Origin of the sequence: Pseudomonas sp. NPDC078416, from assembly GCF_050268485.1 — a bacterium.
Lineage (GTDB): Bacteria > Pseudomonadota > Gammaproteobacteria > Pseudomonadales > Pseudomonadaceae > Aquipseudomonas.
Window position 1 is genome coordinate 47,663 of the sequence record NZ_JBNNGV010000018.1, and the last position, 24,958, is coordinate 72,620.

Genomic DNA, 24,958 nt, shown 5'->3' on the forward strand with positions numbered 1-24,958 from the left:
AAATCAAATGAACAAGGACGCATTTGTCAGTGGAGGGCCGGATCCAGACTTCGGTACCGATGGACTGGCCAACTTACCGGCTTCCATGGGATATGCAGGCAATTTGACTTGGGCGCCCGGGACTAGCCCGTTGGTTGGGGGCTCTTCAAGTACTGAGGAAGGGAAGTTTCTTGTAACGCGCTTGCTGAACAATGGCACCGTTGACGCAAGCTTCGGCAAAAACGGCGTTATTCAGGATCAGGTCATGGCGCAACAGAGATCTGTGGCAATCGGCGCTTTCGAGGCCGAACAGGATAAGACGTTAATTGTGGTGACCACCACGACCCTTGGTAGCCCGATTATTCCCTGTGCAACGCGATACTCACACGACGGCACCCTGGACCCGGACTATGGACAAGGCGGCATCTTGCAGCTCCCTTATCCTGGCACCCTAAGCAACGACGGAATACCGGATAACGACCCTATGCCGGATGTTGAAGGCCAACGTTATTCACTCCCGTCACCCATGCGAACCGGATTAACACCCTCTGGCAAGCTCATAGTCGGTTGGTGGTACTCCGTCGAGAAAAGAACGGTTATTTACCGGATTGATGACACCGGCCAACTGGACACTTCCTTCAATGAGGTGGGCTACGTGCATTACCCTGAGGCGCTGGGGTCCAGCTCACTGGATGCGTTATTGGTCTTGGCGTCGGGAAAGATCTTGGCCGTCGGCGAGCATAGAAGTGAATCCGGCGACTTCTACCCGTTTTTGGTCAGGTACACCGATACGGGGGCACTGGATGTTGGGTTTGGAAATGGCGGAAGCGGTTTCGTAGAACTTCCACTGCAGAACTATGCCGGTTTTCGTGTAAACGGCTGCATTGAAACGACGCAGGGGAACCTGATCATTTGCGGTCGGGGTGCAAACGGCAATGCAGCGCTTATTGGTCTTGATAAGGACGGTAGAATTGATGAGTCGTTTAACCCCGACCCAGTCCCCGATCTGTTCCAGTGGCTCAGTGCAGCGTACGACGGAGACAAACTCGTCGCTGCAGGGCATACGTCTGACCCCCGCTACCTCATTGTCGCGCGCTACAACACCGATGGCTCTCTCGATCGTGCGTTCGGGACCGATTCAGGCTGGGTACGCCTCGACTACCCCGGCATACCCGAGTCTTCAACTCCGTATGACGTAAAAGCCGTCGAGGAAAGGATTCTGCTAGCCGGCGGCAGCTTCGTCACGCGTATTCTCGCCTGAGCGCATGGTGTGAGGAGCCGGCAAAGGGTTGGCGGACTTCAGCCTCTCTCGACAAACTCGTCAGAGAGCACCTGACCACGGGGCAACCCCGTGATAAACAGCCGCTTCGAAAACGCCTCGACGCTGGTGGGTGATCCGCACACCAGCGCGATGGTCTGGCGGGATGTCACGCGCAATCCGCCCAGCACAGCCGCAAAGGCCGGCAGTTCAATCGACTCCACGGAAAGAGTTGAGTGCCGGGTCGCCAGCTCGCTCAAGGCGTCCGTCAGGTAATGCTCCTGCGCATCGCGCGCCAGATGCAACACGCGGATGTCGCCCTGATGATCCTGCCGCAACGCTTCGCGCAGCACTCCCCACAACGGCGCTAACCCGGTACCCGCTGCCAGCAGCCATAACGGCCGGTCCTGCCAGTCAGGGTCATAACGCAGCGCGCCGCCCTGCAGTTCGCCGAGGCGGACCGGATCGCCGTTTTCCAGCGTACGCGCCACATCAGTGAAAGCGCCCGGGCGCTGGCAATCGATATGAAACTCCAAAAAGGGATCGTCCCCTGGCACGCTCGCCAACGAGTAAGGCCGCGCTACGCCGCTCTCGGTCCACAGCACCAGATGCTGGCCGACGCGATAGCGCAACGGACGTTCGGGGTTCAGTCGCAGGCGCAGCACCGACGGACTCAGCCAGTCCGCACCGACGACGGTCGCTGGCAGGCCATCGCGCAACGGGTCGAAGACTTCCACCGTCAGATCGCCAACCACCTGACACTGGCACGACAGCCGCCAGCCCTGACCGCGCCTCGTCGAGTCCAGTGCTTCAGGTTGTGTATCCAGAGGCTCGCCACTGACGCAGCGCACCATGCAGGCATGGCAACTGCCGGCACGGCAGCTGTAGGGGACGGACAGACCGGCGTCGTTCAAGGCGTCGAGCAAATTGTTCCCGGGTGCGACCGACCATCTCCGGTCGCCTACCTGCAACTCAGGCATCGGCGTAATCCCAGGCGCCGTGGCAGCGATTGCGGCCTTGGTGCTTGGCGCGATACAGCGACTGATCGGCACGCTGTAAAGCGCGGTCCATGCGGTCACCGCGCTCAATGATGGCCATCCCGATCGACAGGCTCAGATCCAGCTCTGGAAATTCAGGCAGCGTGACGTGGGTGAAGGCCAGGCGGATGCGTTCGCAGCAGTCGATCAGTTGAGCGCGGGTACAGCGCGGAATGAGCAACACGAACTCTTCACCGCCATAGCGGGCCAGAATGTCATCGGCCCGCAGGCACTGAGCGGCGGTCTGGCCAAAGATCTGCAGCACCCGGTCGCCCGCAGCATGACCATGAAGATCGTTGACTCGCTTGAAGTGGTCCAGGTCGATCAGCGCCAGGCCTGCGGTGTAGTTGCCGTTCATAAGCTCGAGTTCGCGGGTGGCGATGCGCAGGAAGTGACGGCGGTTATAGAGGTTGGTGAGCTCGTCGGTGGACGCCAGCTCTTCGAGCTGCAACATCATGCCGCGCAAGGTTTCCTGATGCGCCTGCAGAGTGATCCGTCGCTGGTGCATGCGGTTGCGCGAGTTCTGGACGAAGCGTGCGAACAGGCACAGCCAGGAGAAGATGATAAACAGCGCGCAGGTCTGCAGCGCGGCGAGCCCCGGATCGTCGAGCTGGTCGTGCGCCGCATCCCACAGGTTCAGCCCTATGAAGCCCAGCAAGGCGAACACTGAGCAGCGAAGAAAGACTTTGGGTCTCAGGTGAAAGAGACCGAACAGCAACACCAGCACATAGAACACCAGAAAAGTGCCTCGGGCCGAATCCATATGGGCGAGCACAAACGTCTGCCAGCACAGCCCCATGAGCACTTGAAATTCGGTCAGGCTGGGATCCTTGAAACGCTGGTTGTAGCCGCCGAAGAACACCAGGCTCAGCACGCCCTGCATCAGAAGCACAGAGACGCTGGCGAGCCAGACGCCAAAAAAAGTCGAGTGGTAGTAGCCGGTGCAATACGCAACCATGACGAGCACGATCAGTAACACGTAGGTGCCGGTTGCCAGGCCAAAACGCTTTAGCCGCAAGCGCTGGATAGATCCGTCTAAAAGAGGCTGGTTGGTCATCGTGTAGGGTTTCGTCCTGTCCGGCCACAGGGGCCTGCTTCGCGCCGCTGGTCGAAGATGCAAGCGAACGCTTCGATCATCCGGGAAGAGTGCCAATGTAGAGGAAACGGCGCGTTTCGCCAACGCGCCCGTCGCCCGACGCGAAGATAGTACCGTTTGAGTGTAAGGAATCTGGTACGACTCGACGCGACCGTGTCCGGTGGGGGGCGACTTTCGCACGAAACATCATGTTAAACCTCGTGATGCACTCTATATATATTTATGCCAGCTCGGACGACTCATACGCATAACCTCAGGTTGCACCCAACAACCACGGAAGGTTACCCATGCAAATCGAATTCAAAGATGACGCCAAATGGCTGAGCAAATTCAAGATTGACGTCACGTCCAACTCGAACAAGCTTTATAACAATGGCAATCAGCAAGTCAAAGTCACGGTCAGCCTGACACCCATCAAAGGACAGGAAATTACCGATCAACAGATGGACAGCATCTGGATCTTCCTGATTAAGGACGGCAGCGACTATCGCGATCTGGGCGGTGGCTTCGGCCAAGGTGCCGGGAGTTCAGAATGGGCGAAAAACAGTAACGCCGAGCCGGAAGATTTTTTCAGGGTATCGCTCAAAAAGAATACACAGTTTGAATACTACGCCGCGTCGGGTTTTGCGCCTCACAATCTGCGCGAGTCCGCAGCGCGGAGCCGGGATTTCTATATCTCCACACTGGCCCATGGTGGCGAACGTTACAAGATTTATGCGGCAATCATGAAAGAAGAGGGGGTTCAGTACGCTACCAGCACGTCACGTTTCAACTCGCATGTCGAACTGGAGACCCTCAGCTCCCCGCGCCGCAGACGCACCGACTTTACGCTGGAGCGAGTCCATGCTTTCGAAGGCTCCACCGACAACGAGAAGACCGCCGTAGACATTGACGTCTATTACCTGCAGTTTGCCGAGCGGACGTTGAGGATTGTCCACGGCGTCCCGCTGGATGGCGACCAGAGCACTTATTATTACGACGACTGGAAAAACGCCGACCCGCTTTTTTCACTCACCGGCATCCACTACAACGAAACCCAGTTTCACTACGGATTCAAACCTGGAGCTGCACGAGACTTCAGCTATCAAAATGTTTCCGTCGCAATAAACACTCGTCCCGGGGCGATGAGCTTTTTACGCATGGAGCTGATCGGCCCGGCCGGTTTGGCGCCCGACGCCCCGGCGTACGGTCCGAAGCGCTGGATAGTGTTTGACCAATATGGTAATTGGCACGGCATTGAAATGACCCAAAAGAATTCGGGCAATGAGATAGATTTCATCATGCATGACATGTAAGTCGAACTTGAGCCGGCGCGTCATATCGCCCCTCTTGACGCGCTTTTTTCACTTAATGGCTTACCACTAAAGAGAATTCGCATGTCCAGCATTCATACCCAAGCCAGCAACTTCATGGACTGTATAAAGACGGGTGTCGATGCCCGCACCGGACAATTCACCGTCGCTTTCAAACTGCCTCTATTGCCGGCCAACAATCTGGCCGGCCCGGCTCTCACGCCCACCCTCACGTTCGGTGTACTCGGCTCGACCCGCAACAAAGGGTTCGGACTGGGCTGGTCGCTGGACTTGAGCGAACTCGATCTGCAACAGGATGCGCCGACGTTGCGCCTGTCGACGGGTGAACAGTTCGCCGTCGACCTGGACGACACCACTTTCACACCGGGCAGTGAGCTCAAGCTGTTCGACGCCAAACTCAAATCCATGGTGGTGACGTGCGAGCAGGAAGATGTGTTCCGCGTGGATCAGAAAAACGGTCAGACCGAAATACTCACCCGACAGCACGACAGCGCGCGCTACCTGACCACCGAGCTGCGAAGCCCGGAATGCAATCGCGTATTCGTCGAATGGGCGCCTCATGGCAATGACGACTTCATCCTTGAAACGATCCGCGATGAAACCCGGGTTCTGCTCGAGGTGAAAACCGATGGCGCCGAAGTCGTATTTTCGGTGCCGGGACGCGAGGACGAGACGGTGCGCCTGCAACTGGCCAACGACAAACTGAGTGACATCCACCTGCCTGGAATCGAGACGCCCTTCTCCATCGTCTACGACCATCATGCCCTCGACGCCCAGAACCACCTTCTGCTGCCCACCCGCCTTTCCAGCCCGTTGGGCGCGACCGATTCAGTGATCTGGGCCACCGGCGAAGAAGGCCACCGTCTGCCGCCCGGTGCACCCTTCGAGGTATTGCCCCGGGTTCTGGAGTGGACTCATTCAGCGGGAACGGACGCTACCGCGCTCACCCGCTCCTACGAATGGTCCGGCGCCCATAACTTCCTGGGGTTCGGCAGCGAACAGGCATTCGACTGGCAGCAAGGCCGCGACAACCTCTATCAGGTCGATCAGGATTACGACTACGAAGTCGTTGAAACCCTGGCCGGCCCTGACGGTGACACACTTGCGACCCTCACCCGGACGTGGAACCGCTTCCACTTAATGACCCGCGAAGTAACACGCCGGGGCAGCGCCGAGAGCCGCATCGAAACCACTTTCGGCCTTGACCCCGAGGCCGACTGGGACGGCCAGCCCGCGTGGTACCAACTGCCGCATCAGCAGACCGTCACCTACATCGACCATAGTCGCGCAGGTCTGCAACGCAGCGAGCACACCGACTATCGCTATGACGTGTCGGGCAACCTCATATTCACCCGATCGCCCGCCGGTGTAGAAGAGCACAGCGAGTATTACCCCGCCGAAGGCACCCCCGCTTCGGCCGATGGCACCGGTTGTCCGCCCAACGCACTGGGCATGGTCCGGCATCTGAAGAAGAAGACCATCAAACCTGCGCGCCTCGATGACGGCACTTACGGCGGCGCGCCCGTCATCTCCACCACCTACACCTACGAAGCGCTGGCCTCAAAGCTTGAAGGCGGACCCGCGTTTGTCGTGGTAAACAGCGAGACCGTTCGGGAAGAGAGCCGCGGGCGCCTGCTGGAAACCACCACTCAGACCTACGTGACTGAACCGGGACCGCACTATGGACGCCTCGACAGCAAAGTCACGACACTCAACGGCAAAGCCACCACGACGAGCTTCCGCTATGAGCTGAGCGAGGACGAGCTGAGCACGCACACCTCTCTCACCGGTTTCGAGAACACCGCACTCGTGCGCGCGACTCAAAGCGGCGCCCGATCGCTCCTTACGGGAAGGTTTACACGGGAACGGAATCAGGCTGGCGTCGTCTCCCGTTACGTCTACGATGCGCTCGGTCGCGTGACGCTTGCGGTGACCGCCGATGACAGCCGCTACGAAGCCCGGCGCACTTCCACCTACCATGTGAACGATCAGAAAGCACACGATTGCAGGACCGGAAACGAGAATCCGGTGATGATCGAGCATCGTCATTCGACGGGTCAGCGTCGTCGCCAATGGCTCGATGGCGAGGGCCGCACTGTCCGCGTTGAGCTTGAAGACATCGACCACGCCCCTGACGTGTTCCGTGAAATTGCCTGCTGTGTGTTCGACGCCGAAGGCCGCACGGTCAGCGAAACGCAGCAGGACTGGCTGCGCGATCCGGAAGATCCGGCGACCGTGACCGCACTCAGACTGACGACCCGGACGCACTACGATGACTGGGGCCAGGCAAGCCTGAGCATTACCCCCGAGGGTGTCGAAAGTCATACCGAGCACAACCCGGTGAGCCTCACTGCCAACAGCTGGCAACAGAGTGGATCACTCAAGGGGCCAAGTACGCTCACGCAGCACAATGCGGCTGGCAGCGCGATCAAGGAACAGCTGTACGACGCCGACGGTGTATTGATTCGGTCCAAAGAATGGCAGCGGGACGGACTGGACCGTATTACCCGAACAACCCTCCGGGTACCTGGCGAGGCAGATCGCGTGACGTGCGTTGAGCTGGACGCATACGGGCGCATCGTCGAGCAGCGGCTGGCTGACGACACGGTCGTGAACTGGACCTTCGCCGCTCACAGCGATGACAACCACCCTGAGTCAATCGCCGTCACCGCGCCCCTCGTCACCCTGGCGTCTTGAGCACGGCATCCGAGCACCCGAAGTCATGAACGGGAAGCCTGCGGCACACCGCAGGCTTCCCACTGGATGGGACATTTCGAAGGATCGAAAACATGAACAACGCCACGATAATCGGTCGTCAGACCTTCGACGGCCTGGGTCGTCAGCTTTCGGTGGAAGCAGCGGGCTATCTCACGCGCTTTCATTACGCCAAAGGACAACTTCCGCCGACGGCCAACACCTTGGCCGACGGCAAACGCGTCGAATTCACCTACGAGCCGGAATTGAACAACCGTTTGCTCAGTGTCACTCCTCACGAACAGCCAGCGCAGACCATCGCCTATCACCCCTTGGGCATGCCCGCCTCGGCAAGCGGTGCGCTGGGTACCGAGTCCTTCGGTTTTACCCCGTCCGGGCAGCCCGATCAGGACACGTGGACCGTTGGAGATGCCCGCCATGGGACCCGCTGGCATTATTCGCTGAACGGCTTGCTTCAAGGGTTCGATGACGCGATGGGCACGCCACATCGGCGCAGTTTCGACAGCCATGGTCGGGTTTCGGAAACCCGAGTCGGTCATCTCGTTACCCGCTATCGCTACGACGCCCTTTCCCGCCTCGCTGAAATCTCCGTCATGGATCAGCTCGACGCGGGAAAACTGACCACCGCACTGACGTACGACAGTCTGGGACGCGAGCACACGCGGACCTTCACCGCCGTGACGCCCGACGGCCAGTCGCACATCTGCACTCAGACATTGAGCTATTCGGCGCTGGACCAGATCACCTCGCGCATCTGGACCGAAGACTCCCGGCCCCGTAAGGAGACCTTCGAATACGACATCAGGGGACGCCTGGTCGGCTTTGCCGCAGACGCCGACGCAGCCCCGGAAGACCCCTTCGGCAATCCCATCATCAGCCAGGCCTTCACTTACAATTCCCTCAATGGTCATGAAAAAGTGGTGACCACCTATGCCGACACCAGCGTCGATGAGGCCCGCTTCACCTACGCCACCCACAACCCGGTTCAGCTGGAGTTGGTCACCCATACCCACCCGTCATGGCCCGGGGAAGTGAAGCTCAACTATGACGACTGCGGGCGCGTCGTCAGTGACAGCCTGGGACGTCGCATGGTCTGGAATGCCCAGGATCGCCTGATTGAAATCCGCCAGGATGGCCGGTCCTGCCAGTACGGCTACACGGCTCATGGCCGTCTGGTCGATCGCACGGTCGACGGCACGCTGAGCCGCAGCTTTTACAGCGGCGAAGAACTGACCCACGAAATGACGGGCGACGTCAGCCTGCAATTCAACTCCGGTGAAACGGGCCTGTTTGCCGTCAGTAAAGTCACTGCGGCTCTGCGCGAAACCACGTTGCTGGGAGCAGATGGGCAGGGAAGCGTGCGCCTTGAGTCCCGTAGCACGGTGCGAACACGCCGCTACAGCGCTTACGGTATGGAGTCCCGAAATACACACGCGGTGCCATTCGGCTACGCAGGCCAGCGCCACGAACCGCTGACCGGCATTCAGATTCTGGGGGACTATCGTCCATACGATCCGGTGCTGATGTGCTTTTTAAGCCCCGACAGCGAAAGCCCTTTCGGCAAGGGCGGCATCAACCCTTACGCTTATTGTGCGGGGGATCCGGTCAATCGGATCGACCCTGACGGCCACAGCTGGGTCAATTACCTCTTGGCAGGGGCAGGTCTGGCGATTGGTATCGCTGCAGCGGTCGCCAGCTTTGGAGCGGCGTCTACGGTCATCGCCTCGTTCGGTTATGCCGGATGGGCCGCACTGACGCCGAGTGCAGCGATGATCATCGGCGCGGGCGCCCTGGACGTCGCGTCCGTCGCCACAGGGGTTGCAGGGCTGATAAGCCAGGCCACCGGCGCGGATGAGAGCGTCGGCAACGTGCTGGGCTGGGTTTCGTTTGGGACAGGGCTGGCGGCTGGCGCGCTGAGCGGCCTCGCCGGATCGGTCGCCAGGATCGGAGGGCGCAAACCCGGCAGCCCTTCTGTGCCAGTGCGTCGAGAGTCCAGCGCTGAAATACTCTTTGAAAAAACCCGCGGCGAACATGATGTGACGTTTCATAAAGCACTCTGGGGAGAGAGCGGTTTGAAGGGCTTTGAAACACACGGCACGCCAGAAGGCTACCTGATGAACGCCAAGGGGATCTTCGAGCCGGCTGCCAATGTCGCAAAACGGGAGATAGCGCCTCGTCTGGCCGAATACGAGGCTCACCGGCCACTGGTGCTGCTGGCGTGCGAGGGTGGATCCAGCGGCGCCGCACAGGAAATCGCCAACGTACTGCGCAGGCCGGTCATCGGCTACGACGAGGTCATTTACGTGGGCGGTCCCAGCCATATTGGATCGTTTGGGTACCACCAAACCCCTACCGGCATCGTGACGACCCTGCCCCTCAAACGGTTGAAAGGCGGAAGAGATCAGGGTTTTCACTTAGGCCCGAATTACGGATTCGCCACGCCGCGGACCTATTCTCCCGCTTGACTCGCCCGCGCCGCAGCGCTGCACGGGCTGAAGCAGCGCCGGCACCCTGCCATTCAGCGCCCCCTGCCGTTAATACCAACGTTTACCCTGCGGCAGGGTGTCGCGCCGGCGGTCAGGCGCTATACTGCCGCGCCTTTTCCTGCCGCGGCGCCTGATGGGCAGCCGGGCCAAAGGCCGTTTACGCGAGTGTCCATTACACCCTGCGCGAACAGCCCTATTCAAAGTTCCCGCCTGAGAGAGGAGAACGCCCATGACCGTGATCAAGCAGGATGACCTGATCCAGAGCGTCGCCGACGCCCTGCAGTTCATCTCCTATTACCACCCCGTTGATTTCATTCAGGCCATGCACGAGGCCTACCTGCGTGAAGAATCCCCTGCCGCACGGGATTCCATGGCTCAGATTCTGATCAACTCGCGCATGTGCGCCACCGGCCATCGGCCGATCTGCCAGGACACCGGCATTGTTACCGTGTTCGTCCGCGTCGGCATGGACGTGCGCTGGGATGGCGCGACCATGGGCCTGGACGACATGATCAACGAAGGCGTGCGTCGCGCCTACAATCTGCCGGAAAACGTCCTGCGCGCCTCGATCCTCGCCGATCCGGCCGGCGCCCGCAAAAACACCAAGGACAACACTCCGGCGGTCATTCACTACTCCATCGTCCCGGGCAACACCGTGGAAGTGGACGTGGCGGCCAAGGGCGGCGGTTCGGAAAACAAATCGAAGATGGCGATGCTCAACCCGTCCGACTCGATCGTCGACTGGGTGCTGAAAACCGTGCCGACCATGGGCGCGGGCTGGTGCCCACCGGGCATGCTTGGCATCGGCATCGGCGGTACCGCCGAGAAAGCTGCGGTCATGGCCAAGGAAGTCTTGATGGAGTCCATCGACATCCACGAGCTCAAGGCGCGCGGCCCGTCGAACCGTCTGGAAGAAATGCGTCTGGAGCTGTTCGAGAAGGTCAACCAGCTAGGCATCGGCGCCCAGGGCCTGGGCGGTCTGACCACCGTGCTCGACGTCAAGATCATGGATTACCCGACCCACGCCGCATCGCTGCCGGTGTGCATGATCCCCAACTGCGCCGCCACCCGTCATGCCCACTTTGTGCTCGATGGCTCCGGCCCGGCTTCGCTGGAAGCACCACCGCTGGACGCCTACCCCGAGATCGTCTGGGAAGCCGGTCCGTCGGCGCGCCGCGTCAACCTCGACACGCTGACGCCGGAAGACGTGCAGAGCTGGAAGCCGGGCGAAACCGTCCTGCTCAACGGCAAGATGCTCACCGGTCGCGACGCGGCGCACAAGCGCATGGTCGAGATGCTCAACAAGGGCGAAACCCTGCCGGTGGACCTGAAGGGTCGCTTCATCTATTACGTCGGCCCGGTCGATCCGGTCGGTGATGAAGTGGTGGGGCCTGCCGGTCCGACCACTGCGACGCGGATGGACAAGTTCACCCGCCAGATCCTCGAGCAGACCGGCCTGTTGGGCATGATCGGTAAATCCGAGCGCGGTCCGACCGCCATCGAAGCGATCAAGGACAACAAAGCCGTTTACCTGATGGCCGTGGGTGGCGCTGCCTACCTGGTTGCTCAGGCGATCAAGAAGTCGCAAGTGCTGGCCTTCCCGGAACTGGGCATGGAAGCGATCTACGAGTTCGAGGTCAAGGACATGCCGGTCACGGTTGCAGTAGACAGCCAGGGCGAGTCGGTTCACATCACCGGTCCCGCCATCTGGCAGAAGAAGATCAGTGAAAGCCTGGCGGTAGAAGTGCAGTAACCGTTTCAATCGCTAAAACGAAAAAGCCCGACCTGTGAGTCGGGCTTTTTTGTGGGCGATGAGTTGTAAAGCGCTCACCCACGCCGATCCAGCACATTCACCACCAACCGATCCAGCCATCCCCACACCCGCTCCTGAGCCCGTCGCCACAACGGTCTGGATTTCCAGCCGTCCAGGGTGATTTCACTGCTCACGGCAAAATCTTTAGTGAAGCTGGCGGCCACGGCGTGGGTCAGCGCGGGGTCAATCGCTTCGAGGTTGGCTTCCAGGTTGAAGCGCAGGTTCCAGTGATCGAAGTTGCAGGAGCCGACGCTGACCCAGTCGTCAATCAGCACCATCTTCAAGTGCAGAAAGCACGGCTGGTATTCGAAGATTTTCACCCCGGCCTTGAGCAGGCGCGGGTAATAGCGGTGGCCGGCGTAGCGAACCGAGGGGTGATCGGTGCGCGGCCCGGTGAGCAACAAGCGCACGTCGACGCCACGGGAGGCGGCACGACGCAACGCGCGGCGGACTTTCCAGGTCGGCAGAAAATACGGCGTCGCCAGCCAGATGCGCGTCTTGCTGGTGTTCAGCGAACGCACCAGGGACTGGACGATGTCGCGATGCTGGCGGGAATCGGCATAGGCCACACGGCCCAGTCCATTCCCGCTGACGGGTGCCTTGGGCAAGCGCGGCAGACCGAAGTTTTCAGCCGGCCGCCACGCCCGCCGCCGGGGGTTGGCATGAAACTGGCGGTCGAACAGCGCCTGCCAGTCGATCACCAGCGGCCCACGGATCTCGACCATCACCTCATGCCATTCGCTGCTGTTCAGGTCCGGGCGCCAGAACTCGTCGGTGACACCCGTCCCGCCCACCACCGCCAGCTCTTTGTCGACCAGCAACAGTTTGCGGTGGTCGCGGTAGAGGTTGCGCAAGCCCCGCCGCCAATGCACAGGATTATAGAAACGCAGGATCACGCCAGCGTCGGTCAGTCGCTTGCGCAGGCTGATCGTAAACGCCGCAGAGCCGAAGCCATCGAAAAGACAACGCACGATGACCCCGCGACTCGCCGCGCTGATCAGCGCCTGCACGATCGCTTCGGCACAGGCGCCGGCCTCGACCAGATACAGCTCGAGCTCGATCTGCTGCTGCGCACCTTCGATCGCGGCAATCATGCGCGGAAAAAACGCAGGGCCGTCGATCAGCAGGTTGAACTGGTTTTCTTCACGCCAAGGAAAAATCGCGCCCCTCATGGGCGGCTCGCCGTGGCGGTCGAAGCGCAGGCATCCAGGGTGTTTGCCGCACAGGCAAGAGAGGAAGGAAGGCGAAGGGGCATGCGGACTCCAGAGGGTGCGATACGCAACCCTATCCGGCTGTCTGACCGCAGGCAAACTTCAACGTTCTACGGCACCGGCGGCGACAACCGGCAGCCCTGGCGGTGGCCTTCCCAGCGGGCTTCGCTTTCGCGGCCCAGCCCTGTCGAAGTGACGCGCTTGCCCAAAGCGTCTTCGTCAATCGTACTCGCCAGCCATTGCTTCACGTAGCTGCGGCAATAGTCCGCCGGGTTATTCATGACGAAGCGACACGAGCAATATTCCTTGGCGGTGTAGGCGCTGATGATGCTGGGGAACACCTGCAGTTGAACGCGCCAGTTCCAGATCAGCACGGCAATGATCAGCAGCACCAATAGGCCGAGACTGCTGAACGGGCGGCGTCGGATAAATGCTTTGCGAGCGATCATTTGCCACCCTCCCCGGCCAAAGCGTTCAGCGCCAGCTTGAGCAACTGGTTGTGGTCATAGCTGCCGTCGCGATCGTCGGCGTAGCGAACGATCACCAGTCCTGCGCTGGGGATCACGTACAGCGCCTGTCCCCAATGGCCGAGGGCCGCAAAGGTGTCGGGCGGTGCGTCGGGCCACGGGCCGGGCTTGCCGTCGGCGGTCTTGTTCAGCCACCAGTGACCGCCGGGGGCTTCATCGGTAGGGGTCGGGGTCAGGGATTTGAACGGCGTCAGGTTGAAATCAACCCAGGCCTTGGGTAGCAATTGCCGGTCCTGCCAGCGCCCGCCGCGCTCCATCAGCAGGCCGATGCGCGCCAGATCGCGGGCCGTCATGTACGCGTAGGACGACCCGACAAAAGTGCCGGCGGCGTCGCGCTCCCACGTGGCGCTGGTGATGCCCAGCGGGTCGAACAAGGCGGTCCACGGGTAATTGGCGTAAGCGCTGTCACCGACCATGCTTTTAAGTGCGGCGGCGAGGACGGTGCTGTCGCCGCTGGAATAGCGGTATGAAGTGCCGGGCGCACTGGCGACGGCATGTTCGGCGGTGTACCGCGCCATATCGCCGCGCCCTCGGGTGTAAAGCATCGCCACGACAGAGGAGTTGAGCGGCGCGTATTCGTAATCCTCCTGCCAGTCCAGCCCCGAAGCCCAGTGCAGCAGGTCCTGAAGTTTGATATCCGGATGCGCGCCGAACGGCGGGTAGAACCTGGCGACGGGGTCTTCAAGCTTGAAACGGCCTTCACCAAATGCGACGCCCAGCACGCTGGCCAGAATGCTTTTGCTCATCGACCAGGTCAGGTGCGGGGTGTCTGCCCGGGTCACGCCGCCGTAGCGTTCATACACCACTTCGCCGTCGTGAATGATCAACAGCGCGTCTGTGCGCACGCCCTTGCGTTCGACCTCGTCGCGGGTCGGGAAGGCGTAAGCGTCGAGGGCAGTAATGGCAGCGTTTTGACTGAGCAAGCGCTCGGACCAATCCGGCGTCGGCCAGGTTTCGGCAGCTGCTGAACAGCTGATGAGGAACAGCGCGAGTGTTAACAGCAGACGGGTCATGGACAGGACTCGGGCTCGGATGCACGCAACCCTAGCACTCAATAATGACAGCCGATTGAACACAAACCCCTGTCACGCAACCATCACCAAAGCTTAATGGAGGTGACACGGCCTCTCCCTAGCCTGAATTCGGACAGCAATGCTCGAACAATCAGTCGACCCGCCTGGACGAAGGCGGGATTACGGAGACGCCGCATGACTCAGATCGCCAGCATTCGAGACACCCGAACCGAACGTCGCCTGCAGGCAGAACGCCTGGTCGGTGAGAAGGCCCTGCAGGAAGCACAGGCTTTGCGCTTCAGTGTGTTCAGTGGCGAATTCAACGCCAAGCTCAAGGGCGCCGAGCTGGGCCTGGATATCGATGATTACGACGTTCACTGCATGCACATCGGCGTGCGCGACCTGAGCAGCGGTCGTCTGGTCGCCACCACCCGTTTGCTGGACCACAAAGCCGCCAACACGTTGGGCAAATTCTACAGCGAAGAAGAATTCAGCCTGCACGGCCTGCGGCATTTGCAGGGCCCGATCCTGGAACTGGGTCGGACCTGCGTCGATCCTTCCTACCGCAACGGCGGCACCATCGCCGTGTTGTGGAGCGAACTGGCCGAGATCCTCAACGAAGGCGGCTACAGCTACCTGATGGGCTGCGCCAGCATCCCGATGCAGGACGGCGGCATTCAGGCCCACGCGATCATGCAGCGCCTGCGCGAACGTTATCTGTGCACCGAGCACCTGCGCGCCGAACCGAAGAATCCTCTGCCGACGCTGGACCTGCCCAACAACGTCATCTGTGAGATGCCGCCGCTGCTCAAGGCCTACATGCGCCTGGGCGCGAAGATCTGCGGCGAACCGTGCTGGGACGAGGACTTCCAGGTCGCCGATGTCTTCATCCTGCTCAAACGCGACGAGCTGTGCCCACGCTACGCCCGCCATTTCAAGGCAGCGGTGTGATGAGCACCTGGCGCAGTCATGCGCGCGTGGTGCGGGTGCTGTGGGTGATTGCGCTGGGCCTGAGCATCGCCGGCACCTTTGCCCTGATGGAACGCCTGCGCATCGGCAATTCCATGGCACGACGCCAGCGCTGGACCGCCTGGTTCATGGCGCGCTTGAGTGCCGCGCTGCCGTTTCGCGTGAAAGTCAGCGGAAAGTTGCCGAGCGAGCCGATGTTGTGGGTGAGCAATCACGTATCGTGGACCGACATCCCGCTGCTGGGAATGCTGGCGCCGCTGTCGTTCCTGTCCAAGGCCGAAGTGCGCACCTGGCCGGTGGCGGGCTGGCTGGCGTTGAAAGCCGGAACGTTGTTCATCCGCCGGGGCTCGGGCGACAGCAAGCTGATTCAGAAGCAGATGGGTCAGCATTTGCTGGGTAAGCATTCGCTGGTGATCTTCCCCGAGGGCACCACCACCGACGGCCGCAGCTTGCGTACCTTCCACGGCCGTTTGCTGTCGAGCGCGATTGAAACCGGCGTGCCGGTGCAGCCGGTTGCCATTCAGTATGTGCGCGACGGCCAGCCGGATCAGATCGCGCCGTTCATTGGCGACGACGACCTGCTCTCGCACCTGCGTCGACTGTTTGCCAATGAGGTAAGTGAGGTGCACATCCAACTGCTCTCGCCCATCGCGTCCCACGGCAAGGAGCGCGCAGCGCTGGCGTTCGAAGCGCAGCAGGCGGTGCAGGTCGCGCTGTTCGGCGAGGCGGTTCAACCGGCGATGGTACGTTCCGCAGCCAAAGCCGCCTGAGCAAACGCCTGAAGCTCAGGGTAAAACGCGCTGAAATCGTCACTCAACGGTCGATACAGCGCGTGCAGCTCCTGGTTGACCCCGGCCAGCCCTTCCGGGCGTGACAGGCGACGCGAGATACCGGCCAATGCATCGCCCACCACCGAAAATTCACGGTATGAACCCAGCCAGTCCTGTGCCTCCATGCGCGGCGCAATCAGCGCCAGACGCTCCGGCAACGCGAGCTCTTCGGACAGCACGCGGTAAACCTTGCGAGTAAAGGTATCCAGTGGCTCGTCGGAATACTCATGCCAGTCCCGCGCCAGGCAATGGTCGAAAAACACATCCAGCGCAATGCCGGCATAGCGGCGTCGGCCATCGGGAAAGCGTCCCAGTGCCTGCTTGATCAACGGGTGCGAGTCGGTGAATGCATCAATGCGCCGATGCAGACGAATCGCGCTTTCGATGTCCGCCGGGAAACGCCCGGGCAGCAGCCCTTTGACAAAATCGCCGTACAGGCTGCCCAGCAATTGCGCCGGAGCCTGCCCGCCGAGGTGCAGGTGTGCGAGGTAATTCATGGTGCTTGCCTATCGCTGCGAGCCTTCTTTGTGCGCCTGATCCCGCCGAATGTGCGGGGACTCATGCGCAATGTCGCTCGTACAGTCGCGACATTCCCTGCGCCTGTAAAGCGGGAATACCCTTGAATACTGTCGCAATACCGCAGTCGATCCCATATCGTTATAACCCGATATAACGATTCGGACTCTGCTAAGCACCTAATCATATTTGTATATCGCGATTTATAGATATAAGGTTCGCCCCATCGCGATACAGCGCACCTGCACTGAGAACGACATGCCTACCGACATCGATATCGACGAAATCATCAAAGCCCTCGCCCACCCGGTTCGCCGGCAGATTCTGGACTGGCTCAAAGACCCGGTTGCGACCTTCCCCGATCAGCGTCACACGATTGATGGCGGCGTCTGCGCCGGGCAGATCGACCAGCGTGCCGGTCTGTCGCAGTCGACCGTTTCCGCCCATCTGGCAACGCTGCAACGGGCCGGTCTGATCACCAACCAGAAACACGGCCAGTGGCATTTTTTCAAGCGCAACGAAGACGTCATTCAGGCGTTCGTGCAGCAACTGGCGCAGCGGCTCTGAGCCCTGCGCCACACACTCGCCTTTCAGGAGACGCAACGTGCCCCTTTCACTACTCATTCTGGCCCTGAGCGCCTTTGCCATCGGGACGACCGAGTTCGTCATCATGGGCCTGCTTCCCGACGTCGCCAGCGACCTGGGCGTCAGCATCCCGGGCGCCGGCTGGCTGGTCACCGGCTACGCCCTGGGCGTCGCGATCGGCGCGCCGTTCATGGCGATGGCCACCGCCAAACTGCCGCGCAAAGGTGCACTGGTTACGCTGATGGGCATCTTCATCATCGGCAACCTGCTTTGCGCTGTGGCGGCTGACTACAACATTCTGATGTTCGCCCGCGTGGTTACCGCGTTGTGCCATGGCGCGTTCTTCGGCATCGGGTCGGTGGTAGCGGCAAATCTGGTCCCGGCCAATCGCCGCGCGTCGGCCGTTGCACTGATGTTCACCGGTCTGACCCTGGCCAACGTCCTCGGCGTCCCGCTGGGCACCGCACTGGGGCAACAAGCCGGCTGGCGCTCGACCTTCTTCGCGGTGACGGTGATTGGCGTCATCGCCTTCATCGGCCTGATCCGCTTCCTGCCGAGCAAACGCGATGAAGAGAAACTCGACATGCGCGCCGAACTGGCTGCACTCAAAGGCGTAGGTATCTGGCTGTCGCTGAGCATGACCGCGCTGTTTGCGGCCTCCGTGTTCGCGCTGTTCACCTACGTCGCGCCGCTGCTGGGCGAAGTCACCGGCGTCTCGCCTCTGGGCGTGACCTGGACGCTGATGCTCATTGGCCTCGGTCTGACGCTGGGCAATATCATCGGCGGCAAACTCGCCGACCGCCGACTGGCCGCCACGCTGATCGGCGTGTTCATCGCCATGGCGGTGATCTCCACGGTGTTGAGCTGGACCAGCACGGCGCTGATCCCCGCGGAGGTCACCCTGTTCCTCTGGGCCACCGCCGCGTTCGCCGCCGTGCCTGCCCTGCAGATCAACGTGGTGACCTTTGGCAAGGCCGCGCCCAATCTGGTGTCCACCCTGAACATCGGCGCCTTCAACGTCGGCAACGCGCTGGGAGCCTGGGTCGGCGGTAGCGTCATCGCCCATGGTTTGGGACTGACCACCGTGCCACTGGCGGCCGGCGTGCTGGCGGTGCTTGCCCTGCTGGTCACGCTGATCAACTTCCGTCAGCGCAACGATGCCGAACTGGCCGCCGTGACGAACTGATTCCCCGAATTTGAAACCTGCGGATCCACCTTTACCGATTGCACTAAGGATTTCACGATGACCACGATTTTTGATCCGATCAAGATGGGTGACCTGGAACTGGCCAACCGCATCATCATGGCGCCGCTGACCCGCTGCCGCGCCGACGAAGGCCGCGTACCCAACGCGATGATGGCCGAGTATTACGTTCAGCGCGCCTCGGCAGGCCTGATCATCAGCGAAGCCACTTCGGTCATGCCGATGGGCGTTGGCTACCCCGACACCCCGGGCATCTGGTCCAACGATCAAGTGCGCGGCTGGTCCAACATCACCAAAGCCGTGCACGCCGCCGGTGGCAAGATCGTGCTGCAACTCTGGCACGTGGGTCGCGTTTCCCATCCGACCTACCTGAACGGCGAAACCCCGGTCGCGCCGAGCGCCATCCAGCCAAAAGGTCACGTAAGCCTGGTGCGTCCGCTGTCTGACTTCGTCACCCCGCGCGCGCTGGAACTGGCGGAAATCGAAGAAATCGTCGACGCCTACCGCGTCGGTGCCGAGAACGCCAAGGCTGCCGGCTTTGACGGCGTCGAGATCCACGGTGCCAACGGTTACCTGCTCGACCAGTTCCTGCAAACCAGCACCAACACCCGCACCGATGCCTACGGCGGTTCGCTGGAAAACCGCGCGCGTCTGCTGCTGGAAGTGACCGACGCCGCCATTGAAGTCTGGGGCGCTGGCCGTGTCGGCGTACACCTGGCACCCCGGGCTGATGCCCACGACATGGGCGACGCCAACCCGGCAGAGACCTTCACCTACGTCGCCCGCGAACTCGGCAAACGCGGCATCGCCTTCATCTGCGCCCGCGAACGTGAACTCGACGACAGCCTCGGCCCACGCCTGAAAGAAGCCTTCGGCGGCGTGTTCATCGCCAACGAGAAATTCACCAAGGACAGCGCCAACGAGTGGCTGGCGAGCGGCAAGGCGGATGCAGTGGCGTTTGGCGTGCCGTTCATTGCCAACCCTGACCTGCCGGCACGTCTGGCCAAGGATGCTCCGCTGAACGAGCCGCATCCGGAAACTTTCTATGGGAAAGGCGCCGAGGGTTATCTGGATTACCCGACGCTGTAAGCTGCACCGCTCATAACGTAATAAAACGATAATAAAAAGCCCCGACTCGGAAAGAGCCGGGGCTTTTTTTTACAACTGACGTTTCAACTTACAGCTCCGGATAATCAGTAGCCAACACATTGCCTTCCGAATCCGTAACAGTGCCATCCGGGAACCGCCAGGTACCATCCGGATAACTAACGGTGCCGTCAGGGTGCATGTAACTGCCGTCGGTATATTGATAGGTGCCGTCCGGGAACTTGATCGTCCCGTCTGCGTAAACAATGGTTCCGTCCAGATACTGGACGTTGCCATCGGCATCCGTAACGTACTCGCCTCCGGCATCGGCTACGCGGCCGTCCGGCAACTGTTTGTCTCCATTCGACAGCAGGTAAGTCCCCAACGGATACAGCAGCGAGACGACACCGGTAATCGTATCAACCACCGACAGCACTTCAGCCAGACGAGGTGGGATCAGCGGCCTGGGCGGCAGCACCAGCGACGCGGGTGGCTTGACCGGCCCCGGGGTGACAGGTTTGGGAGGACGCGGTTTAACGGCCGACTGCGGTGGTTTCACTGGTTTTACAGCCGGAGGTCGTATGACCGGCGGTTTAATCGAGGGCGGGGTCGTCACAGGTGGCTTAGTAACCGGAGGCTTTGTACCAGGTGGCGTCGTCACGGGTGGCTTTGTCACGGGAGGTTTGATTTTGGGCGGCTTCGCGGCATTTCGGGCAAGGCCTGCACCGCTGACGATGCTTTTACCGATCGAGCGGCTTTGACCGTTTTTAGTCTTGAATTCATTCATTCTAGTCATCCTTGACTGTTGTAACGAAACATCCCGCTGGAGGGGCATCCGTTCTTCAAAAGCGCTTCGTTATTGAATCGCTTCACTGAGTGAGTCATAAATAACAGCGTTATTGCGAATCACTGGATAGAACCATAATTCAAAACAAAATAAACGCAATTCAAAAACCCAATGAAATATCAAAATCGGAAATGGCCTACAGGGCGGAGTTAAACATTTACCCGCAACTTCTCTCTGCGTCACTTCCCCGATGACGTCACAAACAGCGACGTCATCGGGGGAGCTTCAAGGTCGAGCATTAATCTGCTGCGACAACGTCTGAATCTGACTCTGCAACGTATTGATCGTCCGCGTCATCTGCGCACGAAACGCATCGAACTCCTGCAGGCTCGCTCCCGACGAAGCAGCCGCCGCCGGACGATTCTCCAACTCACTCTTCACCACCACCATATCCTGCTCAAGCTGCTCGATCGCCTGACTGCCGTTCGCCTTCTTCAGGTTCGCCACATCCGCAGTCAAACCCTTCAACTGCGTCTCCAGCCGCTCCTGCTCAGCTTGCGCCGACTTGCCATCCGGCACCGCCGCCTTCAACGCCGCCAGCTCAGTCGCCACCGCCTTCAACTGATCCTGCAACTGCTGATTGACCGCCTGCTGCTGCGCACTCTGCGTACTGATCTGCTCCAGACGCTTGTCCAGACCGCCCTGCAAACCCGCCACGCCCTGCTGTTGCCTGCTCTGATCAGCCAACTGATCCTGCAACTGCTTGATCTGCGCCTTCAACGCCTCGCTGCTGCTCGCCATCGACTCGGTCGCCACCACCTTGCCGGAAATATCCTGCAAGCGTCCCGCCGCCTCCTCGCTGATCCGCGCGAAGCTTTCCTGGGTCGCCACCAACTGCTGCTCCATCAACGAGACCTGCTGAAAACTCCACCAGCCCAGGCCGCAAAACGCGATAAACAACACAACGATCAGCGTCCACAACGCACCGGTACCGGGCGCCTTAACCTTCACCACCGGCGTATCGCGCGAATACACGGTCGTGCGCTCGCGGGCACCCGGTGGCGGCAGAAAATCATCGTCATCGTCTTTGGCGCTGAGGCTCGGGACGTCGTCGACGTCGTCATAGGGATCTTTGCGCATGGGTTTACCTTTGAAAAAACCGCTGAATCTGAATGGCTCGCAGTATAACCACGGATGTTGATGCCTTTTACAACGCCCCGCCGTGCTGGGCTTTCCACCAACCGCAGAACTCGTCGAGGGCGGTCCACACACTGACGTCGGGCTGGTAATCCAGATAATGCCTGGCGCGATTGATATCAAGCGTGAAATCCCGGCTCATCACCTGCATCCCGATGCGCGACAGCGTCGGTTCAGGTTGCCCCGGCCAGATCAGGCACGCCGCCTCGTTCATGGCCGCGGCGGTGTATGCCAGGCCGTAAGACCGATAGCGCCTGACCGGCGGCAATTCCATCTGGCGCATGACGTAATTGACCACGTCCCAGAGCGGGACCGGCGCGCCATTACTGATGTTGTAAGCCTTGCCCAGCGCTGACCCGGCTGCCAGCAGACTGCTGAGCAGCGCTTCATTGAGGTTCTGAATGCTGGTGAAATCGACCTTGTTCAAGCCGTTGCCGATGATCGACAGGCGATTCTTGCGCTGCATCTCCAGCAGTCGCGGAAAAATGCTCGTATCCCCCGCGCCTGTGACAAAACGCGGGCGCAAGGCGATGACTTCCAGACCGAACTCTTCAGCACCAAACACCTTCTGCTCGGCCAGGTATTTGGTCGCGGCATAGTGATTGCCGAAGCGCTTGGGCACTTGCTCTTCGCGGATATCGAGGTGCGACCGGCCATCGAAATAGATCGACGGCGACGACAGATGCACCAGCCGCCGGACCCTTTGTTTCAGGCATGCTTCGACGACGTTTTCAGTGACCTGAACGTTGCCCTGATGGAAGTCCTGGCGTCGTCCCCATGTCCCCACCGCTCCCGCGCAATGGACCACGGCTTCGACGTCGTCACACAGCGCATGAACAAGCTCCGGATCACAGAGGTCGCCCTGAATGAACTCGGCGCCGCGCCGTACCAGATGCTCGACACCCTCAGCACGGCGGCCGTTGACCCGGACGTTCAAGCCTTGCTCCAGCGCGAAACGCGCGAAGCGTCCGCCGATGAAGCCGCCTGCGCCGGTGACCAGAATTTTCATTGCCTGCTCCGTTTAATCTTCTTTTGCCAGTGATCGCCGCGGCTGTTCTGCGAACGATCCCACACTCTGCTGCATCGCCTGTTGACGTTCACTCAGGCTGCAACGGCACCAGCCATTGCCCCGCTTTTTTCGCCAGATGGTCCGTCAGCTCTGTCAGCAGCCGACCGCCATTGCGCCAATGATGCCAGTACAACGGCACATCAATGCAGTGGTCAGCCAGCAACTCGACCAATTGACCGCTCGCCAATTGCCCACGGACCTGCAGTTCCGGCACCAGTCCCCAGCCCATTCCGGCTTCGACCATGCGCGTGAACCCTTCGGACGAAGGACACAAATGATGCTCAAAGCCGCCTTCGACTCCCAGCGAAGCGAGGTAGCGGTGCTGCAGGAAGTCATCCGGGCCGAACACCAGCGCAGGCGATCGAGCCACCGCCTGGGGCGTAACGCCTTGTGGGAAATGCCGATCAATAAAGTCAGGACTGGCCAACGCCCGGTAGCGCATGGCGCCGAGCAATAGACTTCTCGCTCCCGCCACGGGCCGTTCACTGCCGCACAGACACGCGGCCACTTCACCGGCGCGCATGCGTTTAAGGCCGACATCCTGATCCTCTACCACCAGATCAGTGAGCAATCGATGCGCGGCACAGAAGTCCCCGACCGCGAGGGCCCACCAGGTCGCCAGGCTGTCGGCGTTCAGCGCGATGCGCAAACGTTCGGGCATGCCGCCTTCGTCCAGGGCTGGCACCACGCTTTGCAGGTCACGCTCCAGCAAACGCACCTGCTGAACATGGTTGAGCAACCGCCGACCGATCTCTGTCGGCGTGGGCGGCGTCGCCCGGACCAGCACGGGCTGCCCGACCCGCGCTTCCAGCAACTTGATGCGCTGGGACACCGCCGACTGCGAAAGGCCGAGTACCTGAGCAGCGCGCTCGAAGCCGGCCTGCTCGATCACCGCCGCCAGCGCGGAAAGCAACTTGTAGTCGAACATCAGTTTCCCTAATGGGTGATGAGCGTTATTGGTTTTTCTTATACCCGCTCTCGACTGACAATCGCCACCACTGATTCACGGCACACTCTTAATGGACGGCGAACGATCAATGACTGGCGAAACCTCCCTCAGTGCGTTGCTGCGCAGCATGAACCCCAAGCTGAACGACGGAGATTACGTGTTCTGCACCGTGGCTGACGGCAGCCACGTGCAGGGCATTGAGGTGATCGGCAGCTTCCGGGAGCGCGAAGGCCTGACCGTCATCCTCGAACGCGGACAGGCGCAGCAACTGGGCCTGGACTGCGATTACGTCATGGCCTGGATCACCCTGACCGTCCACTCCTCACTCGCGGCCGTCGGGCTGACCGCCGCGTTCGCCAGCGCACTGGGCCAGGCGGGCATCAGTTGCAACGTGGTCGCAGGCTTTTACCACGACCATCTTTTCGTGGGTAAGGACGATGCGCTGAAGGCCATGGACACCTTGCGCTCGCTAGCGACGAACGCCTGATCCCGCCCATTCCTGAACTGATCGAGGCCCGACATCATGTGGCAAAGTTACCTCAACGGCCTGCTGGTTTCTCTCGGGCTGATCATGGCCATCGGCACCCAGAACGCCTACGTGCTGGCGCAAAGTCTGCGTCGCGAACACCACCTTTCCGTGGCCTTGCTGTGCATCGTGTGCGATGCCGTACTGGTGGCCGCCGGTGTGTTCGGGCTGGCCAATGTGCTAGCCCACAACCCGACGCTGCTGGCGGTGGCGCGCTGGGGCGGGGTGGTGTTTCTGCTGTGGTACGGCGCCATGGCCCTGCGCCGTGCATTGTCGCCGCAGAGTCTTGCTCAGCGCGATGCCGACGGCCAGCGGTCACGCCGCGCGGTATTGCTGACCGCGTTGGCGGTAACGTTGCTCAACCCGCACGTTTATCTCGATACGGTGCTGCTGATCGGCTCGCTCGGCGCGCAACAAGCGGTGCCCGGCGCCTATGTGGCCGGAGCGGCGAGCGCATCAGTCGTGTGGTTTTCCACGTTGGCGATTGGCGCCGCCTGGCTGGCCCCGTGGCTGGCACGCCCAACGACTTGGCGCCTGCTGGACCTGATGGTCGCGGTGATGATGTTCAGCGTGGCGGTGCAATTGATCAGAACGGCATGAACATCGGTCTGGTGCGATGCGCATTTCGGCGCAACGCGCTGGAACCTCTATCCCCTACAGTTGTTGCGTGGTTAAGGTCAGGGGCCGGTGCTATGATCCAGCCCCTGCGCTGCAAAGAGTACAAACTCGCCAGCGTAAGTTCTGTCTGGCCGCCCGTGATCGGCCTTGCGCAAACCGCAACTGACCTGATTA

22 protein-coding genes are annotated in these 24,958 nt (G+C 60.9%); 12 read left to right on the top strand and 10 right to left on the bottom strand.

The window, feature by feature from the left end:
* Window positions 1–7: 7 nt before the first annotated feature.
* Window positions 8–1,240, top strand: coding sequence for a hypothetical protein (locus ACQKEN_RS16430; RefSeq protein ID WP_427687031.1), 1,233 nt, complete (start codon window positions 8–10; stop codon window positions 1,238–1,240).
* Between the two features lie 38 nt (window positions 1,241–1,278).
* On the opposite strand, the gene ACQKEN_RS16435 is transcribed toward ACQKEN_RS16430, so the two are convergent.
* Complete coding sequence (locus ACQKEN_RS16435; RefSeq protein ID WP_427687033.1) at window positions 1,279–2,217, bottom strand: iron-sulfur-binding ferredoxin reductase; 939 nt, start codon at window positions 2,215–2,217, stop codon at window positions 1,279–1,281.
* Window positions 2,210–3,331: a GGDEF domain-containing protein gene (locus ACQKEN_RS16440; RefSeq protein WP_427687035.1), complete on the bottom strand. Its 1,122-nt coding sequence runs from the start codon at window positions 3,329–3,331 to the stop codon at window positions 2,210–2,212. Before ACQKEN_RS16440 ends, ACQKEN_RS16435 begins: the two co-directional genes overlap by 8 nt.
* A gap of 326 nt (window positions 3,332–3,657) precedes the next feature.
* On the opposite strand from ACQKEN_RS16440, the gene ACQKEN_RS16445 reads away from it, so the two are divergent.
* From ACQKEN_RS16445 to ACQKEN_RS16460, 4 genes are all read left to right on the top strand, one after another.
* Window positions 3,658–4,665 carry a hypothetical protein gene (locus ACQKEN_RS16445; RefSeq protein WP_427687036.1) on the top strand — a complete coding sequence of 336 codons (1,008 nt, stop codon included), beginning with the start codon at window positions 3,658–3,660 and terminating at the stop codon, window positions 4,663–4,665.
* Between the two features lie 81 nt (window positions 4,666–4,746).
* The gene (locus ACQKEN_RS16450; RefSeq protein ID WP_427687037.1) at window positions 4,747–7,380 is read left to right on the top strand and encodes a hypothetical protein; all 2,634 of its coding nucleotides are present in this window, start codon (window positions 4,747–4,749) and stop codon (window positions 7,378–7,380) included.
* A gap of 92 nt (window positions 7,381–7,472) precedes the next feature.
* Window positions 7,473–9,863, top strand: coding sequence for an RHS repeat-associated core domain-containing protein (locus tag ACQKEN_RS16455; protein WP_427687039.1), 2,391 nt, complete (start codon window positions 7,473–7,475; stop codon window positions 9,861–9,863).
* A 250-nt stretch (window positions 9,864–10,113) separates the two neighbouring features.
* Entirely contained in the window at window positions 10,114–11,637 is a 1,524-nt protein-coding gene (locus tag ACQKEN_RS16460) for a fumarate hydratase (protein ID WP_074884606.1), read from the top strand.
* Between the two features lie 74 nt (window positions 11,638–11,711).
* On the opposite strand, the gene ACQKEN_RS16465 is transcribed toward ACQKEN_RS16460, so the two are convergent.
* The 3 genes from ACQKEN_RS16465 to ACQKEN_RS16475 all read right to left on the bottom strand — a co-directional run bounded on the left by ACQKEN_RS16465 (window position 11,712) and on the right by ACQKEN_RS16475 (window position 14,448).
* On the bottom strand, window positions 11,712–12,869 hold the full coding sequence (locus ACQKEN_RS16465; RefSeq protein WP_427687041.1) for a phospholipase D-like domain-containing protein: 1,158 nt from the start codon (window positions 12,867–12,869) through the stop codon (window positions 11,712–11,714).
* Window positions 12,870–13,018: 149 nt separating this feature from the next.
* Window positions 13,019–13,357: an amidase gene (locus ACQKEN_RS16470; protein WP_427687043.1), complete on the bottom strand. Its 339-nt coding sequence runs from the start codon at window positions 13,355–13,357 to the stop codon at window positions 13,019–13,021.
* Complete coding sequence (locus tag ACQKEN_RS16475; RefSeq protein ID WP_427687045.1) at window positions 13,354–14,448, bottom strand: serine hydrolase domain-containing protein; 1,095 nt, start codon at window positions 14,446–14,448, stop codon at window positions 13,354–13,356. The genes ACQKEN_RS16470 and ACQKEN_RS16475 overlap by 4 nt, the downstream gene beginning before the upstream one ends.
* A 195-nt stretch (window positions 14,449–14,643) precedes the next feature.
* Here ACQKEN_RS16475 and olsB point away from each other — a divergent pair, with 195 nt between their 5' ends.
* The gene (gene olsB, locus ACQKEN_RS16480) at window positions 14,644–15,399 is read left to right on the top strand and encodes an L-ornithine N(alpha)-acyltransferase (RefSeq protein ID WP_427687047.1); all 756 of its coding nucleotides are present in this window, start codon (window positions 14,644–14,646) and stop codon (window positions 15,397–15,399) included.
* On the top strand, window positions 15,399–16,187 hold the full coding sequence (locus tag ACQKEN_RS16485) for a lysophospholipid acyltransferase family protein (RefSeq protein ID WP_427687049.1): 789 nt from the start codon (window positions 15,399–15,401) through the stop codon (window positions 16,185–16,187). The genes olsB and ACQKEN_RS16485 overlap by 1 nt, the downstream gene beginning before the upstream one ends.
* Here ACQKEN_RS16485 and ACQKEN_RS16490 read toward each other — a convergent pair.
* Window positions 16,148–16,744, bottom strand: a complete 597-nt coding sequence (locus ACQKEN_RS16490) for an ACP phosphodiesterase (RefSeq protein WP_427687051.1) — start codon at window positions 16,742–16,744, stop codon at window positions 16,148–16,150. The two genes, ACQKEN_RS16485 and ACQKEN_RS16490, sit on opposite strands and share 40 nt — an antisense overlap.
* A gap of 277 nt (window positions 16,745–17,021) precedes the next feature.
* Here ACQKEN_RS16490 and ACQKEN_RS16495 point away from each other — a divergent pair, with 277 nt between their 5' ends.
* The 3 genes from ACQKEN_RS16495 to ACQKEN_RS16505 are packed head-to-tail and all read left to right on the top strand — an operon-like array spanning window position 17,022 to window position 19,641.
* Window positions 17,022–17,330, top strand: a complete 309-nt coding sequence (locus tag ACQKEN_RS16495) for an ArsR/SmtB family transcription factor (RefSeq protein ID WP_427687053.1) — start codon at window positions 17,022–17,024, stop codon at window positions 17,328–17,330.
* A gap of 37 nt (window positions 17,331–17,367) precedes the next feature.
* A complete protein-coding gene (locus ACQKEN_RS16500) occupies window positions 17,368–18,534 on the top strand; it encodes an MFS transporter (protein WP_427687055.1) in 1,167 nt (388 codons plus the stop codon).
* A 57-nt stretch (window positions 18,535–18,591) separates the two neighbouring features.
* Window positions 18,592–19,641 carry an alkene reductase gene (locus tag ACQKEN_RS16505; RefSeq protein ID WP_427687057.1) on the top strand — a complete coding sequence of 350 codons (1,050 nt, stop codon included), beginning with the start codon at window positions 18,592–18,594 and terminating at the stop codon, window positions 19,639–19,641.
* Between the two features lie 88 nt (window positions 19,642–19,729).
* On the opposite strand, the gene ACQKEN_RS16510 is transcribed toward ACQKEN_RS16505, so the two are convergent.
* The 4 genes from ACQKEN_RS16510 to ACQKEN_RS16525 form a co-directional block, all read right to left on the bottom strand.
* Complete coding sequence (locus ACQKEN_RS16510) at window positions 19,730–20,425, bottom strand: hypothetical protein (RefSeq protein ID WP_427687059.1); 696 nt, start codon at window positions 20,423–20,425, stop codon at window positions 19,730–19,732.
* A gap of 285 nt (window positions 20,426–20,710) precedes the next feature.
* Window positions 20,711–21,565, bottom strand: a complete 855-nt coding sequence (locus ACQKEN_RS16515) for an ATPase (protein WP_427687061.1) — start codon at window positions 21,563–21,565, stop codon at window positions 20,711–20,713.
* A 67-nt stretch (window positions 21,566–21,632) separates the two neighbouring features.
* Window positions 21,633–22,631, bottom strand: coding sequence for an NAD-dependent epimerase/dehydratase family protein (locus ACQKEN_RS16520; RefSeq protein ID WP_427687063.1), 999 nt, complete (start codon window positions 22,629–22,631; stop codon window positions 21,633–21,635).
* Between the two features lie 88 nt (window positions 22,632–22,719).
* Window positions 22,720–23,619: a LysR family transcriptional regulator ArgP gene (locus ACQKEN_RS16525; RefSeq protein ID WP_427687065.1), complete on the bottom strand. Its 900-nt coding sequence runs from the start codon at window positions 23,617–23,619 to the stop codon at window positions 22,720–22,722.
* Between the two features lie 109 nt (window positions 23,620–23,728).
* Here ACQKEN_RS16525 and ACQKEN_RS16530 point away from each other — a divergent pair, with 109 nt between their 5' ends.
* Window positions 23,729–24,127 (top strand): ACT domain-containing protein, encoded by a 399-nt coding sequence (locus tag ACQKEN_RS16530; protein ID WP_427687066.1) that lies wholly within the window; start codon window positions 23,729–23,731, stop codon window positions 24,125–24,127.
* A gap of 36 nt (window positions 24,128–24,163) precedes the next feature.
* Complete coding sequence (locus tag ACQKEN_RS16535) at window positions 24,164–24,766, top strand: LysE/ArgO family amino acid transporter (protein WP_427687068.1); 603 nt, start codon at window positions 24,164–24,166, stop codon at window positions 24,764–24,766.
* Window positions 24,767–24,958 lie beyond the last annotated feature (192 nt).